This window comes from Allobranchiibius huperziae, assembly GCF_013410455.1.
Lineage (GTDB): Bacteria > Actinomycetota > Actinomycetes > Actinomycetales > Dermatophilaceae > Allobranchiibius > Allobranchiibius huperziae.
Genome location: NZ_JACCFW010000001.1, coordinates 2,381,688 through 2,395,507, shown reverse-complemented (window position 1 = coordinate 2,395,507; position 13,820 = coordinate 2,381,688). Strand labels below are relative to the sequence as shown.

General features: G+C 70.7%; 11 protein-coding genes. 6 read left to right on the top strand and 5 right to left on the bottom strand.

Annotated features, from left to right (window positions below):
* Window position 1: 1 nt before the first annotated feature.
* The 4 genes from HNR15_RS11210 to valS all read right to left on the bottom strand — a co-directional run bounded on the left by HNR15_RS11210 (window position 2) and on the right by valS (window position 4,913).
* Entirely contained in the window at window positions 2-973 is a 972-nt protein-coding gene (locus HNR15_RS11210) for an AAA family ATPase (RefSeq protein WP_179481793.1), read from the bottom strand.
* Window positions 970-1,461 carry a hypothetical protein gene (locus tag HNR15_RS11205; RefSeq protein ID WP_179481791.1) on the bottom strand — a complete coding sequence of 164 codons (492 nt, stop codon included), beginning with the start codon at window positions 1,459-1,461 and terminating at the stop codon, window positions 970-972. The genes HNR15_RS11210 and HNR15_RS11205 overlap by 4 nt, the downstream gene beginning before the upstream one ends.
* On the bottom strand, window positions 1,448-2,185 hold the full coding sequence (locus HNR15_RS11200) for a DUF4129 domain-containing protein (RefSeq protein ID WP_179481789.1): 738 nt from the start codon (window positions 2,183-2,185) through the stop codon (window positions 1,448-1,450). Before HNR15_RS11200 ends, HNR15_RS11205 begins: the two co-directional genes overlap by 14 nt.
* Window positions 2,186-2,273: 88 nt before the next feature.
* Window positions 2,274-4,913 carry a valine--tRNA ligase gene (gene valS / locus HNR15_RS11195; RefSeq protein WP_179481787.1) on the bottom strand — a complete coding sequence of 880 codons (2,640 nt, stop codon included), beginning with the start codon at window positions 4,911-4,913 and terminating at the stop codon, window positions 2,274-2,276.
* A gap of 208 nt (window positions 4,914-5,121) precedes the next feature.
* Between valS and HNR15_RS11190 the strand changes: the two genes are divergently transcribed.
* Entirely contained in the window at window positions 5,122-5,733 is a 612-nt protein-coding gene (locus HNR15_RS11190) for a GAD-like domain-containing protein (RefSeq protein WP_179481785.1), read from the top strand.
* 9 nt (window positions 5,734-5,742) lie between these two features.
* Here the strand turns inward: HNR15_RS11190 and HNR15_RS11185 are convergent, their stop codons facing one another.
* Entirely contained in the window at window positions 5,743-6,834 is a 1,092-nt protein-coding gene (locus HNR15_RS11185) for a hypothetical protein (RefSeq protein WP_179481784.1), read from the bottom strand.
* 9 nt (window positions 6,835-6,843) lie between these two features.
* Between HNR15_RS11185 and HNR15_RS11180 the strand changes: the two genes are divergently transcribed.
* The 5 genes from HNR15_RS11180 (at window position 6,844) to HNR15_RS11160 (ending at window position 13,794) form a co-directional block, all read left to right on the top strand.
* Entirely contained in the window at window positions 6,844-7,743 is a 900-nt protein-coding gene (locus HNR15_RS11180) for a class I SAM-dependent methyltransferase (protein WP_218883668.1), read from the top strand.
* Between the two features lie 402 nt (window positions 7,744-8,145).
* A complete protein-coding gene (gene ileS, locus HNR15_RS11175; protein ID WP_179481782.1) occupies window positions 8,146-11,478 on the top strand; it encodes an isoleucine--tRNA ligase in 3,333 nt (1,110 codons plus the stop codon).
* Window positions 11,475-11,987, top strand: a complete 513-nt coding sequence (locus HNR15_RS11170; protein WP_179481780.1) for a GNAT family N-acetyltransferase — start codon at window positions 11,475-11,477, stop codon at window positions 11,985-11,987. Before ileS ends, HNR15_RS11170 begins: the two co-directional genes overlap by 4 nt.
* Window positions 11,984-13,375 (top strand): bifunctional folylpolyglutamate synthase/dihydrofolate synthase, encoded by a 1,392-nt coding sequence (locus HNR15_RS11165; protein ID WP_179481778.1) that lies wholly within the window; start codon window positions 11,984-11,986, stop codon window positions 13,373-13,375. Before HNR15_RS11170 ends, HNR15_RS11165 begins: the two co-directional genes overlap by 4 nt.
* Window positions 13,372-13,794: a DUF4233 domain-containing protein gene (locus HNR15_RS11160; RefSeq protein ID WP_233761119.1), complete on the top strand. Its 423-nt coding sequence runs from the start codon at window positions 13,372-13,374 to the stop codon at window positions 13,792-13,794. Before HNR15_RS11165 ends, HNR15_RS11160 begins: the two co-directional genes overlap by 4 nt.
* The last annotated feature ends 26 nt before the right edge of the window (window positions 13,795-13,820 follow it).

Sequence of the window (13,820 nt, the reverse complement as noted above, 5' to 3'; positions counted from 1 at the left end):
GTCACGACCGCACCCTGGACGAGGGGGCGGCCACCGTCTGCAGCAGCTCCCGGACGACGTCGACTCCGGACACCGAGGTCATCCACAGCTCCGGCAGGACGCTCACCCGGTGGGCGAGCACGGCGGTCGCCACGCTCTTGACGTCCTCCGGCGTGACGAAGTCGCGACCGCGGACGACGGCCACCGAGCGTGCCAGGAGGACCAGGGCGAGCGAGCCTCGCGGCGACGCGCCCATCGCCAGCTGGCCGTGGGACCGGGTGGCTGCGGCGAGGCGTACGCAGTACTGGGTCACCGACGGGTCGACCCGCACCTGTTCCACGGCATCCTGCATCGCGATGAGCTCGCTCGCGTCGATCACCGGGGAGAGGGTGATGGCCTCCTCGCGGCGCGCCATCCGGCGTTCGAGGACGTCGATCTCCTCGGCCTCTTCCGGGTAGCCGAACGCGATGCGGCTGAGGAAGCGGTCGAGCTGGGCCTCCGGAAGCGGGTAGGTGCCTTCGTACTCGACCGGGTTGGCCGTCGCGACGACGTGGAACGGTCGGGGGAGCGCGAAGGTCTGCCCCTCGATGGTCACCTGCCGCTCCTGCATCGACTCCAGCAGCGCGGCCTGGGTCTTCGGCGGCGTCCGGTTGATCTCGTCGGCGAGGAGCAGCCCGGTGAAGACGGGTCCCTCCCGGAAGACGAACTCCGCGCGTCCCTGGTCGTAGACGAACGACCCAGTCAGGTCCGACGGGAGCAGGTCGGGGGTGAACTGGGCGCGCGCGAATGACAGCCCCAGGGACTGCGCGAAGGACCGTGCGGCGAGGGTCTTGCCGAGACCGGGGTTGTCCTCGATCAGCACGTGGCCGCCGGCCAGGATCGTCGCCAGGACGACCTCCAGCTGCTTGCGCTTGCCGATCACGGCGAGTTCGACCTGATCCAGCACCTCCCCGGCCCTGCGGGTGGCGTCGGAGGGGGTCATCGGTGCGGTCATAGCTCCTCGATCGATGTGACGATGTGATCCAGGTCCTCGGGGCGAAGTCGCGGCGCGGGATCGGTCCGCAGATAGCGCTCCAGCGGCGGGGGCAACGTCTCGAGTGCCGGGAGGCCCCGCAGCGGGCGCTGCTCCAGGCGGTCCTGCACGAGTTGGCGGACGGCGTCCTGCAACGCCGCGGCGGCCGTGGGCGAGGTGCGGCGGCCGTTCGACGTGGCCTCTTCACAGAGTCGGCGCAGATAGCTCGCGGCGGGGTCGCCCCGGGTGTAGTGCGCGGGGTACTCCGCCGGCTCGGTCCACCGAACGGTGGATGCCGCTGCGCCCGCGTCCACCGCGAACCACCACACCGCGCATGCGGCGAGGATCCCGGCGCCGAGCGGCAGGACGGCGATGTCCTCGTTGCTCAACCTGACCCCGATGACCACGACCGCAACGGCAGCCACGGCGAGCAGCACGCGGGTCGCCCACCGACCTCTACTGACGGCCACTGCGGCTCCCGTCCGTGCTTCGGACCGTCTCGCCGGCGGTCAGCGAGTTGAGGCAGTGCACGGCCTCGGCGCGGTCGTCCTCGCTCATCGGATGGTCGCTGAAGCGGGCTTCGCGGTAGAGGTCGGCGAGGCGCAGGATCCACCGCCCGGGGACGTCCATGCCGTCGAGGACCCGGATCGTCAGCTCCGCGGGCGTCTCACTGCGATGCGGCGGCACCCCGGCGTCGGCGGCGATGCCCTCCAGCCGCACCCAGGCCGCGATGATGCCGGCCCGCGGTGACCCCTGCTCGACAGCCCGCAGCAGATCCGGAAGGGACTCCGTCAGAACCTCCGACCGGGCGGACCCGACGTGCTGTCGGCTCGCCGACGAGGATCGGCGCTGGTCCCAGCGACGGCGCAGCGCCTCCGACAGCGGGCCGGCCCCCATCGCCAGAACTGCGATCACCAGGACCAGGAGCAGCACGGCGAGCAGCACGACCAGCACCGCGAGCACGGTCAGCCCGGAGCCTCCCGACGTCCGGTGGCCGGTCGCGGCCGGGGACGACGACGCCGATCTCGTCGTGAGTGTGGGGAGGTGCGTCGAGGACGTCGTCCTCGAGGAGCTGTGCACGATCGCGGGACGACGGGTCGTCGCGGCCAGCAGGGCCAGGACCAGCACGGCGACGCCGACAGCGATCAGGGTGACCCGTCGCTGCAGGTGCGTCGCGCGTCCCCCGCTGACCATGCCGTGACTGTAATCTGCCACCGCGGTTGTCTGCGGATCTGTGGCGAATACGTCACCAAACCGCTGACAACCGGCGCGCGGATCGAGGTCAGGCGCCCCGCGGGGGCGGCGGCACCAGTTCGACGTCCTGTACGGCGAGGGCCGGCCCGTCGGCATACGTCATGCCGGTCACCTTGCCGGCGGCGCGCAGGTCGTCCTCACCACCGCGGATGAGCTCCTGCACATCCGCGGGCGCGGTCAGCGTCATCGAGGTGACCTGCGCGCGCATGCCGAGCTTCGCGTCCGACTTGGCCTTGCGGATCCCGGCCAGGGCGTCTCCGACCACCCGCAGTGCACGTGAATCTCCTTCGGCCGCACCGCATTCGGCGACCGTCGGCCAGGACGCGCGGTGCACCGAACCCTCCTGCCACCACGACCACACCTCTTCGGTGGCGTAGGGCAGGAACGGAGCGAAGAGCCGCAGCAGCACCGACAGCGCGACCCGCAGGGCCGCCCGGGCGCTCGCGGCACCCTCGTCGCCCTGCGCGCCGTACGCGCGGTCCTTGATCAGCTCGATGTAGTCGTCGCAGAAGGTCCAGAAGAAGCTCTCGGTGACCTCCAGCGACCGGGTGTAGTCGAAGTTCTCCCACCCACGGGTCGCGACCTCGACGACGTCGCGCAGCCCGGCGAGCATCGCGCGGTCCAGGGGGTGCGTCACCGCGGCCGGGTCGCCGTCGGACTCGCCAATGGTCAGCGCGAGCTTGCTGGCGTTGAGCAGTTTCATCGCCAGGCGCCGGCCGACCTTCATCTGCCCCGTGTCGTACGCCGAGTCGGCGCCCATCCGCGCGGACGCCGCCCAGTAGCGCACCGCGTCCGCACCGAACTGCAGCACGACGTCGAGGGGAGTCTCGGCGTTGCCCTTGGACTTGGACATCTTCTTGCGGTCCGGGTCGAGGATCCAGCCGTTGATCGCAGCGCCGCGCCAGGGCGCCTCACCATGCTCGTAGTGGCTGCGCACCACCGAGGAGAAGAGCCAGGTGCGGATGATGTCGTGGCCCTGCGGACGCAGGTCCATCGGGAAGATCGCGTCGAAGAGCGCCGGGTCGTTACGGGACTCCGGGTCGCTGGTCACAGGCCACCCTGCAGCGATCTGCGGGGTGAGCGACGACGTCGCCCAGGTGTCCATGATGTCGGGGTCGGCGGCGAAACCACCGGGCACGCCGCGCTGTTCGGCGGTGTAGCCCGACGGCACGTCGACCTGCGGGTCGAGCGGCAGCTGGCTCTCGTCGGCCGCGATCGGTCGCGTGTGGTCGATCTCGCCATCGGCGTCGATGGGGTACCAGATGGGGAACGGAACGCCGAAGAACCGCTGCCGGCTGATCAGCCAGTCGCCGTTCAGCCCCTCCACCCAGTTGGTGTAGCGGCTGCGCATGAAGCCCGGGTGGAAGTCGATCTCGCCCCCGCGGGCCACCAGCTCCTTGCGCAGCTCCTCGCTGCGGCCGCCGTTGCGGATGTACCACTGACGACTGGTCACGATCTCCAGCGGCTTGTCGCCCTTCTCGAAGAAGTTCGCCTTGCGCTGGGTGTTCTTCGGCTCGCCGTCGAGGTCGCCGCTCGCGATCAGCGCGTCGACGACGGCCTTGCGGGCGGAGAAGACCGTCTTGGTGGCCAGCTCGTCGACGTAGAGGGCCTCCCCGGGGCCGCCCGCGATCCACTCCGGCGTCTCGCCCTGGATGCGGCCGTTGCGGGTGATGACCGAGCGAATCGGCAGCTGCAGCTCGCGCCACCACTGCACGTCCGTGAGATCGCCGAAGGTGCAGCACATCGCGATGCCGGCGCCCTTGTCCGGCTCGGCGGCCGGGTGAGCCAGCACGGGGATCTCGACCCCGAAGAGGGGCGAGGTGACCGTCGTACCGAACAGGTCGGCGTACCGCTCGTCGTCCGGGTGAGCGATGAGCGCGACCACGGCGGGCAGCAGCTCCGGGCGGGTCGTCTCGACGTAGACCGGGTCGGCGTCGGTGCGGTGGAAGGCGATCCGGTGGTACGCGCCGGGGTAGTCGCGCGCCTCGACCTCCGCCTGCGCGACCGCGGACTGGAAGGTGACGTCCCACAGTCCCGGCGCCTCGGCCTGGTAGGCCTCGCCGCGGGCGAGGTTGCGCAGGAACGCCTGCTGGGCCACGGCACGGGAGCGGTCGTCGATGGTGCGGTAGGAGTGCTGCCAGTCGATGGAGACGCCGAGCGTGCGGAAGAGCTGCTCGAACGACTCCTCGTCGCGCGCGGTCAGCTCCTCGCACAGCGGGATGAAGTTCGCGCGGCTGATCGGCACCTGGTCGGCCGCCTTGACGGACTTGCCCTCGGCGCCCTGCAACGGCGGCACGAAGTCGGCGTCGTACGCCGCGGCGTGATCCCCGCGCACGCCGTAGTAGTTCTGCACGCGGCGCTCGGTCGGAAGGCCGTTGTCGTCCCATCCGATCGGGTAGAACACCTCGCGGCCGCGCATCCGCTGGTAGCGCGCCATGCAGTCGGTGTGGGTGTAGCCGAAGACGTGCCCGACGTGCAGGCTGCCGCTGGCCGTCGGCGGCGGGGTGTCGATGGAGTAGACCTGCTCGCGCGGCAGGCTCAGCGCGCGCTCGCGGTCGAACGCGTAGGTCTGCTCACGCGCCCATACCGCGCCCCACCGCTCCTCGAGGCCGTCGACCGTGGGCCGGTCGGGGACGGAGGAGTGGGCTGCGGCGGGGCGTTCGGTCATGGCCGCAATGATCCCAGACGTGCGCCGATGCCCTCACCGGGGTTTTCCGCGGGCCGCCGCGCGTGGTTGTCAGCGCGGAAGTGACGCGGGTACCGCGAATCCGCTGACAACCGGCCGCGCCACCCCTCCCGACTGCGCCGCCGACGGTGACGGGATCGACTACCGTCGGTCGACGTACCCGCCCGACCCCCGAAGGAGACACCGCGCCATGACCCAGACGTCCGACCAGCGCGCGAGCGACATCGGCGCCGCCGTACGCCGTTTCGTGCAGGCCTTCCCTCCGGGTGCGGACGTGCGGGTCCCGAGTCCGCAGTTCCTGGAGTACGCCGAGGGGCGCCTGCCGGACGCGCTCGTGGAGCTGTGGCGCGCTTACGGACTCGGTTTCTACGGCGACCAGGCGCTCGCGATCGTCGATCCGGGCCACTGGGTGTCGACGCTGCAGGTGTGGCTCGGCGATCAGGTCGCCAGCGTCCCGTTCGCCGTCACCAGCTTCGGGCACGTCTACCACTACGAACGGGTCGACGGGCGCGACGTAATCTCCTGCCTCGACCCGCACTTCCACACCAACACGGTCATCGACGGCGACATGGCCGCGTTCCTGGGCGAGCACCTGCCCGGCCCGTCCTCGCACCCGCGCGACCTCGCCGGGCCGCACAAGGGCGCCCGGCAGCGCAAGGGCGAGCTGCGCGAGGGGGAGATCTACTTCTTCACCCCGATCCTGGCGCTCGGCGGCAAGGTGCACCCGGACAACCTCGACCGCGGCGACGGGGTACGCCACCTCGACCTCATCCACGAGCGGGTCGGCCAACAGCGCCGCTGACCTGCGGGCTCAACCTGCGGGATCCCGCCAGGTGAAGCGGTAGCCGATGCTCGCCGCGTACGGGCCGGGCTCGGACGGATCGGCCTGCACGCTCACCTCCAGGTCGTACGCCGACGTCGTCGTCCGGACCGTGTGCGCGGTGTCGGCGGGACCGGCGAACAGAGCAGAGATCGCGGACGGTGCCAGGCCCAGCGCCGGCGCGGCCCGCACCAGTTGGGCGCGTGCTTCGGCCACGGCCCCGACCCACGTGGTGCTGGTGCGGGAGGGGGCCGCGCGCTGGCGGACGAGCTGCGGGTCGGCGTCGCGCCCCGAGGTCGAGGTCAGCGAATCGACGGCGAGCGTCACCGTGCCGTGCGGCGTACGCAGGGTCAGCGCCACCGGGGCCTTGGACGGGGGAGTCGTCTGGATGTCCGCCCGGGCGTAGTCGTCGAGGAAGCCCAGCTGCGCCCGGCTGGGTCGCGTGCGCGCGTCGACGTCCATCCGACCGTCGTGCAGGACGGCGGCGACGGCAGCGTTGTCGTACCGGTCGAAGCTGAAGTAGTAGTAGCGCTCTCCGGGAGCCGACAGCGTGGCGGACAGGCTCGACTGGCGCTGCACCTCGACGAAGAGATCGCGCGACGGCGATCCGTCGACCAGCGCGTCCGAGGCGGACGGGCGGTGAGAGATGCCGAGCAGCGCCGACTGTTGGGCCAGGGCCGTGTCCGCCGCGTCCTCGGAGGGGTAGAGCACGTCGACCGTAAAGTACTTCGGCCGGTGGCTGTGGTCGGTGTCGACGGCACCGCCCGCGTCGTCGGTGTCACCGTCGATCGAGTGGGCGGGTAGCCGCAGCACGCCCCCGGGAAGGGTGATCGACAGGGCGTAGGTGTGTTTGTACCGGGCCTCGTACCCGCGCCAGCTCTGGTCGGCTGGCAACCCGAAGGCGGCACGGGTCGGCGTCTGGCGGAAGTCGAGCGAGACGCGACCGTCGTGCACGATCGACGGCGGGACCGGGGCCCGGGCCGTGCCGGAGCGGGTGCCACCGACGTGGAAGCTGACGCTGCACCCGGTGAGGGCGACGGCGGCGACCGCCGCGGCTGCCGCCGCACCCGCCCCGCGCCTCATGGACCGAGTATGAGCGCAGCACAGCGCAGTCCGGGTGCATCATGGGATTCCCCGCTCGAGGCGAGCGGTGACCACCGCGGTGAGGACGGCGGCATGCAGACTCCACCATCGCCCCAAGGGCCGGTCGACGGCGGCTGGGGCTTCCAGATCCCCGGCAGTGATTACGACTCCTTCATGGGCCGCTACTCCAGGCCGCTCGCCACGCTGGTCGCGGACGCCGCCGACGTGAACGCGGGTCTGACGGTGCTCGACGTGGGCTGCGGCCCCGGTGCATTGACCGGCGAACTCGTGAAGCGGCTCGGCGTCCGCTCGGTGATGGCGTGCGACCCCTCCGCCCCGTTCGTGCAGGAGTGCTCGGCCCGCTACCCCGGTGTCGACGTCCGTCCCGGGTCCGCCGAGGACATCCCATTCGACGACGCGTCCGTCGACGTTGTCCTCGCGCAGTTGGTACTGCATTTCGTGGGCGATCCGCAACGCGCGCTCGCGCAGTTCCGACGGGTGCTGCGGCCGCAGGGACGGGCGGCGGTATGTGTCTGGGACGCCGCGGGAGGCATGCAGATGCTGCGGGCCTTCTGGGATGCCGCGCTCGCGGTCGATCCAGCGGCGCCCGACGAGTCGCGCCACCTGCGTTTCGGGCAGGCGGGCGAGATCGATGATCTGTTCGCTGCGGGCGGGTGGGCGGTGCTGCCCGAGAGCACGCTGACCGTGAGCGCGGCGTACGACGACTTCGACGACCTGTGGTCCGGCTTCCTCGCGGGTGTCGGGCCCGCCGGCGCCTACTGCGTCGGCCTGTCCGAACAGCACCGTGCCGCGGTGCGCTCGCAGCTGTTCCGCGAACTGGGCTCGCCGACCGGTGACTTCAGCCTGGATGCGGTCGCGCGCTGTGCGGTCGCGGTCGCGCCGGACTGAGTAGACCCGCCGGACGTGCGGGTCGAGGTGGTCGGTTTGCGTTCTCGGCCAGGACTGCAGCACTGGCCGAGAACGCAGAACCCCCACTGCGTCGAGAACCGTCCCTCGGATCGCCCGTGCGCCGCGCGAGGGCGACCCCGCGCAGACGCCGTACACTGGTTCACACAGCGTTCGAGCCGTCATCAGCGGCGAGCTTCCGGAAGAACAGCGTCGACGGCGCCCAGTAGACCCGGACGGGACGAGCCCGTCACAGCTCAGGAACAAGCGGCCGCACGCCGTTCGCGTTCAGCGCGGAAGACGTGCGGCAAGCGGGGTGGTACCGCGGTGTCGCCGGTGACAGACCGGCGTACGTCGTCCTCGGGCAGCGCAGAGGACGATTCGCAGACCGAAGGACGCACCCGCATGACCTACCCGAAGGTCGATCCCACCGCCGACGGCACCCCCGCGACGACCGGCTCAGGCGTCGCACCCAGCCCGGACTTCCCGGCCATCGAGGGCGCGGTGCTGGACTACTGGGCGAAGGACGACACCTTCCAGGCCTCCGTGCAGCAGCGCGATGCCGGCCAGGACGGCAGCAACGAGTTCGTCTTCTACGACGGCCCGCCCTTCGCCAACGGTCTGCCGCACTACGGCCACCTGCTGACCGGCTACGTCAAGGACCTCATCCCGCGCTACCAGACGATGCGCGGGAAGCGGGTCGAACGACGCTTCGGCTGGGACACCCACGGGCTCCCGGCGGAGCTGGAGGCGATGAAGCAGCTCGGCCTGAAGACCAAGGACGAGATCCTCGACATGGGCGTCGAGAAGTTCAACGACGCGGCGCGCGCCTCGGTGCTGCGCTACACGGGGGAGTGGGAGTCCTACGTGCACCGGATGGGCCGGTGGGTGGACTTCGAGAACGACTACAAGACCCTCAACCCGCAGTACATGGAGTCGGTCACCTGGGCGTTCAAGACGCTCTACGACAAGGGCCTCATCTACGAGGGCTTCCGCGTGCTGCCCTACTGCTGGAACGACGAGACGCCGCTGTCCAACCACGAGCTGCGGATGGACGACGACGTCTACCAGATGCGCCAGGACCCGGCCGTCACTGTCGGGTTGCGTCTGGAGACAGGGGAGTTGGCCCTCATCTGGACCACGACGCCGTGGACGCTGCCGTCCAACCTGGCGATCATGGTGCGCCCGGACATCGACTATGTCGTGCTGGAGTCCGATGTCACCGGCACCACCGAGCGCTACATCCTCGCGGCGGCCCGCGCGGCGTCGTACGCCAAGGATCTGTTCGGCGCCTCGGACGCCGACTGGGAGTCCCACGTCGTGCAGCGACTGACCGGCGCCGACCTGCTCGGGCGCACCTACACCCCGCCCTTCGGCTACTACCTGGGCCACGAGAACGCCTTCCGGGTCGTCGAGGCCGACTTCGTCACCACCGAGGACGGCACCGGGCTCGTGCACAGCGCGGGCGCATTCGGTGAGGAGGACATGCTCGTCACCGACCGCGAGGGCATGCAGCCGGTGATCCCGGTCGGCCCCGACGGTCGCTTCACCGCGCCGGTCGACGAGTACGAGGGCATGCAGGTCTTCGACGCCAACTCCCACATCATCGACGACCTCAAGGCCGCGACCCGTGGGGCGGACGAGCACGGCCGGGTCACCCCCGGCACGGTGCTGCTGCGCCGTGAGACCTACGACCACAGCTACCCGCACTGCTGGCGCTGCCGCAACCCGCTCATCTACATGGCGGTGTCGTCCTGGTTCGTGCAGGTCACCGCGATCAAGGAGCGGATGCTCGCGCACAACCAGGAGATCACCTGGGTGCCCGGCGGCGTGCGGGACGGCCAGTTCGGCAAGTGGCTGGAGGGCGCGCGCGACTGGTCGATCACCCGAAACCGCTTCTGGGGCAGTCCGGTGCCGGTGTGGAAGTCCGACGACCCGGCGCACCCGCGCATCGACGTCTACGGATCGTTCGAGGAGCTCGAGCGCGACTTCGGCGTGCTGCCGGGGCGGATCGACCCGACCACCGGTGAGCGCGTGCCGGACCTGCACCGCCCGTACATCGACGAGCTGACCAGGCCCAATCCCGATGACCCCAGCGGGAATTCGACGATGCGCCGGGTGAGCGACGTGCTGGACGTGTGGTTCGACTCCGGGTCGATGCCCTACGGCCAGGTGCACTACCCGTTCGAGAACGCCGAGTGGTTCGAGCACCACTTCCCCGGCGACTTCATCGTGGAGTACATCGGCCAGACCCGCGGCTGGTTCTACACGTTGCACGTGCTGGCGACCGGGCTCTTCGACCGGCCGGCGTTCAAGTCGGTCATCTGCCATGGCATCGTCCTCGGCTCCGACGGCGCCAAGATGTCGAAGTCGATCGGCAACTACCCCGACGTGTCCGAGGTCTTCGACCGCGACGGCGCCGACGCGATGCGCTGGTTCCTCATGGCCAGCCCGATCCTGCGCGGCGGCAACCTGGTCGTGACCGAGCAGGGCATCCGCGACGGTGTGCGCCAGGTGATGATGCCGCTGTGGAGCAGCTGGTACTTCTTCAGCCTCTACGCGAATGCGGCCGGCTACGAGGCGAAGTGGTCGACCGCCAGCACCGACGTGCTGGACCGCTACCTGCTGGCCAAGCTGCGCGACCTGGTCGACACGACCCAGGCCCAGCTCGACGTCTACGACATCGCGGGAGCCTGCGACAGCGTCGGCGGCTTCCTCGACGTCCTCACCAACTGGTACATCCGCCGGTCCCGGGAGCGTTTCTGGGACTCGGAGGCCCGAGGTTCCGAGGCCACGCACGCGGCGTTCGACACGCTCTACACCGCGCTGGAGGTGCTGACCCGGGTCGCGGCGCCGCTGCTGCCCTTCGAGGCCGAGCAGATCTGGCGCGGGCTCACCGGTGGCCGGTCGGTGCACCTGACCGACTGGCCGACCGCGGACGACCTGCCCCGGGACGAAGCGCTGGTCGAGGCGATGGACCGGGCGCGAGCGATCTGCTCGACCACCTCCAGCCTGCGCAAGGCCCACCAGCTGCGCGTCCGGCTGCCGCTGCCGAGCGTCACTGTCGTCGTGCCCAACCCGGAGGCGCTGGCCGATTTCACCGGGGTCATCGCCGACGAGGTCAACGTGCGCGAGGTGCGGCTCGCCGACCTGGCGGACGCCACCCAGGAGGAGTACGGCGTCACGCAGCGACTCTCGGTGAACGCCCGAGCCGCTGGTCCGCGTCTCGGCCGGGCCGTGCAGCAGGCCATCAAGGGCAGCAAGTCCGGCGACTGGTCGGTGGCCGAGGACGGCTCCGTGACCAGTGGCGGCCTCGCCCTGCTCGAGGGTGAGTACACCCTGGAGACGGTCGTGTCCGGCGACGCGGCATCCACCCAGGTGCCGGCCATGCTCTCCGGGCTACCAGGTAGTGGCTTCATCGTGCTCGACACCGCGGTGACCGACGAGCTGCGCGCGGAAGGGCTGGCCCGCGACGTGATCCGCGCAGTGCAGCAGGAACGCCGTGAGGCGGGCCTGGACGTGAGCGACCGGATCAGCCTGTCGGTCGCCGGTGACGACGACGTGTGGCAGGCCGTGGTCGCCCACCAGTCGCTGATCATGGGCGAGACCCTGGCCGTGCAGTTCGGTGCCGCCGGCGCGGGGCACGAGCTGCCCGGCGGGACCGTCGTACAGCTCGGGGACGGCAAGAAGGTCACCATCGCCGTCAGTGTGCCGAGCCGACCGGGAGGTCCGCGATGACCGCGGCGGAGGTGTCGCAGCGCGTCCGGATCCGCGAGGCGGTCGGGGACGATCTTCTCGGGGTCATCGAGGTGGGACGGCAGACCTGGCCCAGCACGTACGGCCCCATCGCGGGCGACGACTACGTGGCGATGGGCCTGGCGAAGTGGTGGACCGCGGACGCCACCATCCCGGCCATCCGGTCCGGTCGGGCGACGGTCGCCGCGGTCGGGGATCAGATCATCGGGGTGTCCGTGGTCGGGCCCCTCGGCGACGAGATCGCCCTCTGGAAGCTCTACGTGCTCCCCGAGCACCAGGGCAGCGGCGTGGGTTCGCGGCTGCTGCGCACGGCGATCAGCCGTGCGACCGACGACGGATGGAAGAGCATGGTCCTGTCCTACCTGGACGGCAACGAGAACGCCGCGGGCTTCTACGCGCACTTCGGTTTCGAGTTCTACGAGCGGGAGACAGCGGGTTCCGGTGTGCCGGACAGCATCTGGGTGCGCCGCGTGCTGAAGGAGGACGTATGAGCAGCGGGCGTCCCGACGCAGCGGCGCGCGAGGCCGAGGCCCAGTTGGAGTTGCGCAAGCGGCTGCACGAGGTCGAGAGGGAGATCCTGGCCCGCACCCCCGAGAGCACGCCGGAGCCGTCGCTGCAGCGCGTCGTGCAGGTCATGGAGCTGCTGGGCGAGCCGCAGCGCACCTTCCCGGTGATCCACCTGACCGGCACCAACGGCAAGACGAGCACGACGCGCTTCATCGAGCGCATCCTGCGCGAGATGGGCCTGTCGACGGGGCGGTTCACCTCACCGCACCTGCACGACATCCGCGAGCGGATCGCGTTGAACGGCAAACCGATCGACCCCGAACGCTTCGTCGCGACGTACGACGACGTGCTGCCGTACGTGCGGCTGGTCGACCAGCGGGCGGCCGAGGTCGGCGAGCCGCGCACGACGTACTTCGAGCTGCTGGTGGTGATGGCGTACGCCGCGTTCGCCGACGCGCCCGTCGACGTCGCCATCGTCGAGGTCGGGCTCGGCGGCCGGTGGGACGCCACGAACGTCGCCGACGGCCAGGTCGCGGTCATCACCCCGATCGACATCGACCACCAGCGGCTGCTCGGCAACACCATCGAGGAGATCACCCTCGAGAAGCGCGACATCGTCAAGGCGGGCGCTATCGCCGTCGTCGGTCGCCAGGAGCCCGACGTGCACGAGCTGATCGCCGAGCGCGCCCAGGAGGTCGGCGCCACCGTCGTCAGCGAGGACGAGCAGTTCTCCGTGCTGGCCAGGGACCAGGCGGTCGGCGGTCAGCAGGTGTCGGTCCGTGGTCTCGCCGGCGACTACAACGACCTGTTCCTGCCGCTCTTCGGCGACCATCAGGCGCACAACGTCGTCACCGCGATCGCGGCGGTCGAGGCGTTCGTCGGCGGCGGGGAGCAGCCGCTCGACATCGACGTGCTGCGCGAGGCGCTCGAGCGGGTCACCTCGCCGGGGCGCCTGGAGATCGTGCGGCGCTCACCGACCGTGCTCGTCGATGCCGCGCACAACCCCGCCGGCGCTCGGGCGCTGCGCGACGCGCTGGAGGACTCGTTCAACTTCGCCAAGCTCGTCGGCGTCGTGGCGATCCTGCAGGACAAGGACGCCGACGCCATCCTCCAGACGCTCGAACCGGTGCTCGACGAGATCGTCGTGACCCGTACGCGATCCGAGCGGGCGACGAACCCCGACCGGCTGGGGGAGCTGGCCACCGAGATCTTCGGTGAGGACCGGGTCTTCGTCGTGCCGAGCCTTCCCGAGGCCCTGGACCGGGCCGCCGAGCTCGCCGACGAGGGCGGCGTCGCGGGCGGGGTGCTCGCGACCGGATCCGTGGTCACGGCGGCCGAGGTGCGCGCGCTGCTCGGGTCGACCGACACGTGAGCGGCACGGACACCTCCGGCCACCGGGTCGCACCCGGCGGCGTGCTGCTCTACGGCGTGGGCGACCGGATGACCCGTCGGCTGGCCGCCGTCGTGGTCGCCTTCCAGGTCGTAGTGGTCCTGCTCGGTGGGCTGGTGGCGTACGCGATCGCCAAGTCGCGTGACGGCGTCGGCCACCCGGCGTACCTCTGGGTGGGTGGCGTGCTGGCGGTGCTGTGCATCGTCACGGCGGGAACGATGCGTCGCCCCTGGGGTGTCGCGCTGGGTTGGGTGGTCCAGATCGCTACGCTGGCCGCGGTTTTCGTGGTGCCGCTGATGTTCGTGGTGGGGGTGATCTTCCTCGCGCTGTGGATCACGGCACTGGTGCAGGGCCGCAAGATGGACCAGTTGACCGCCGACTACTTGGAGCGACAACCGTGATCGTCCCGACCCCGATCGTCCAGACC

What these genes read in the sequence shown, in the direction of transcription:
- HNR15_RS11165 (WP_179481778.1), top strand. Translation starts at nt 11,984, where the DNA reads ATGAGCAGCGGGCGTCCCGACGCAGCGGCGCGCGAGGCCGAGGCCCAG.
- HNR15_RS11170 (WP_179481780.1), top strand. Translation starts at nt 11,475, where the DNA reads ATGACCGCGGCGGAGGTGTCGCAGCGCGTCCGGATCCGCGAGGCGGTC.
- valS (WP_179481787.1), bottom strand. Translation starts at nt 4,913, where the DNA reads ATGACCGAACGCCCCGCCGCAGCCCACTCCTCCGTCCCCGACCGGCCC.
- HNR15_RS11180 (WP_218883668.1), top strand. Translation starts at nt 6,844, where the DNA reads ATGAGCGCAGCACAGCGCAGTCCGGGTGCATCATGGGATTCCCCGCTC.
- HNR15_RS11200 (WP_179481789.1), bottom strand. Translation starts at nt 2,185, where the DNA reads ATGGTCAGCGGGGGACGCGCGACGCACCTGCAGCGACGGGTCACCCTG.
- HNR15_RS11210 (WP_179481793.1), bottom strand. Translation starts at nt 973, where the DNA reads ATGACCGCACCGATGACCCCCTCCGACGCCACCCGCAGGGCCGGGGAG.
- HNR15_RS11185 (WP_179481784.1), bottom strand. Translation starts at nt 6,834, where the DNA reads ATGAGGCGCGGGGCGGGTGCGGCGGCAGCCGCGGCGGTCGCCGCCGTC.
- ileS (WP_179481782.1), top strand. Translation starts at nt 8,146, where the DNA reads ATGACCTACCCGAAGGTCGATCCCACCGCCGACGGCACCCCCGCGACG.
- HNR15_RS11190 (WP_179481785.1), top strand. Translation starts at nt 5,122, where the DNA reads ATGACCCAGACGTCCGACCAGCGCGCGAGCGACATCGGCGCCGCCGTA.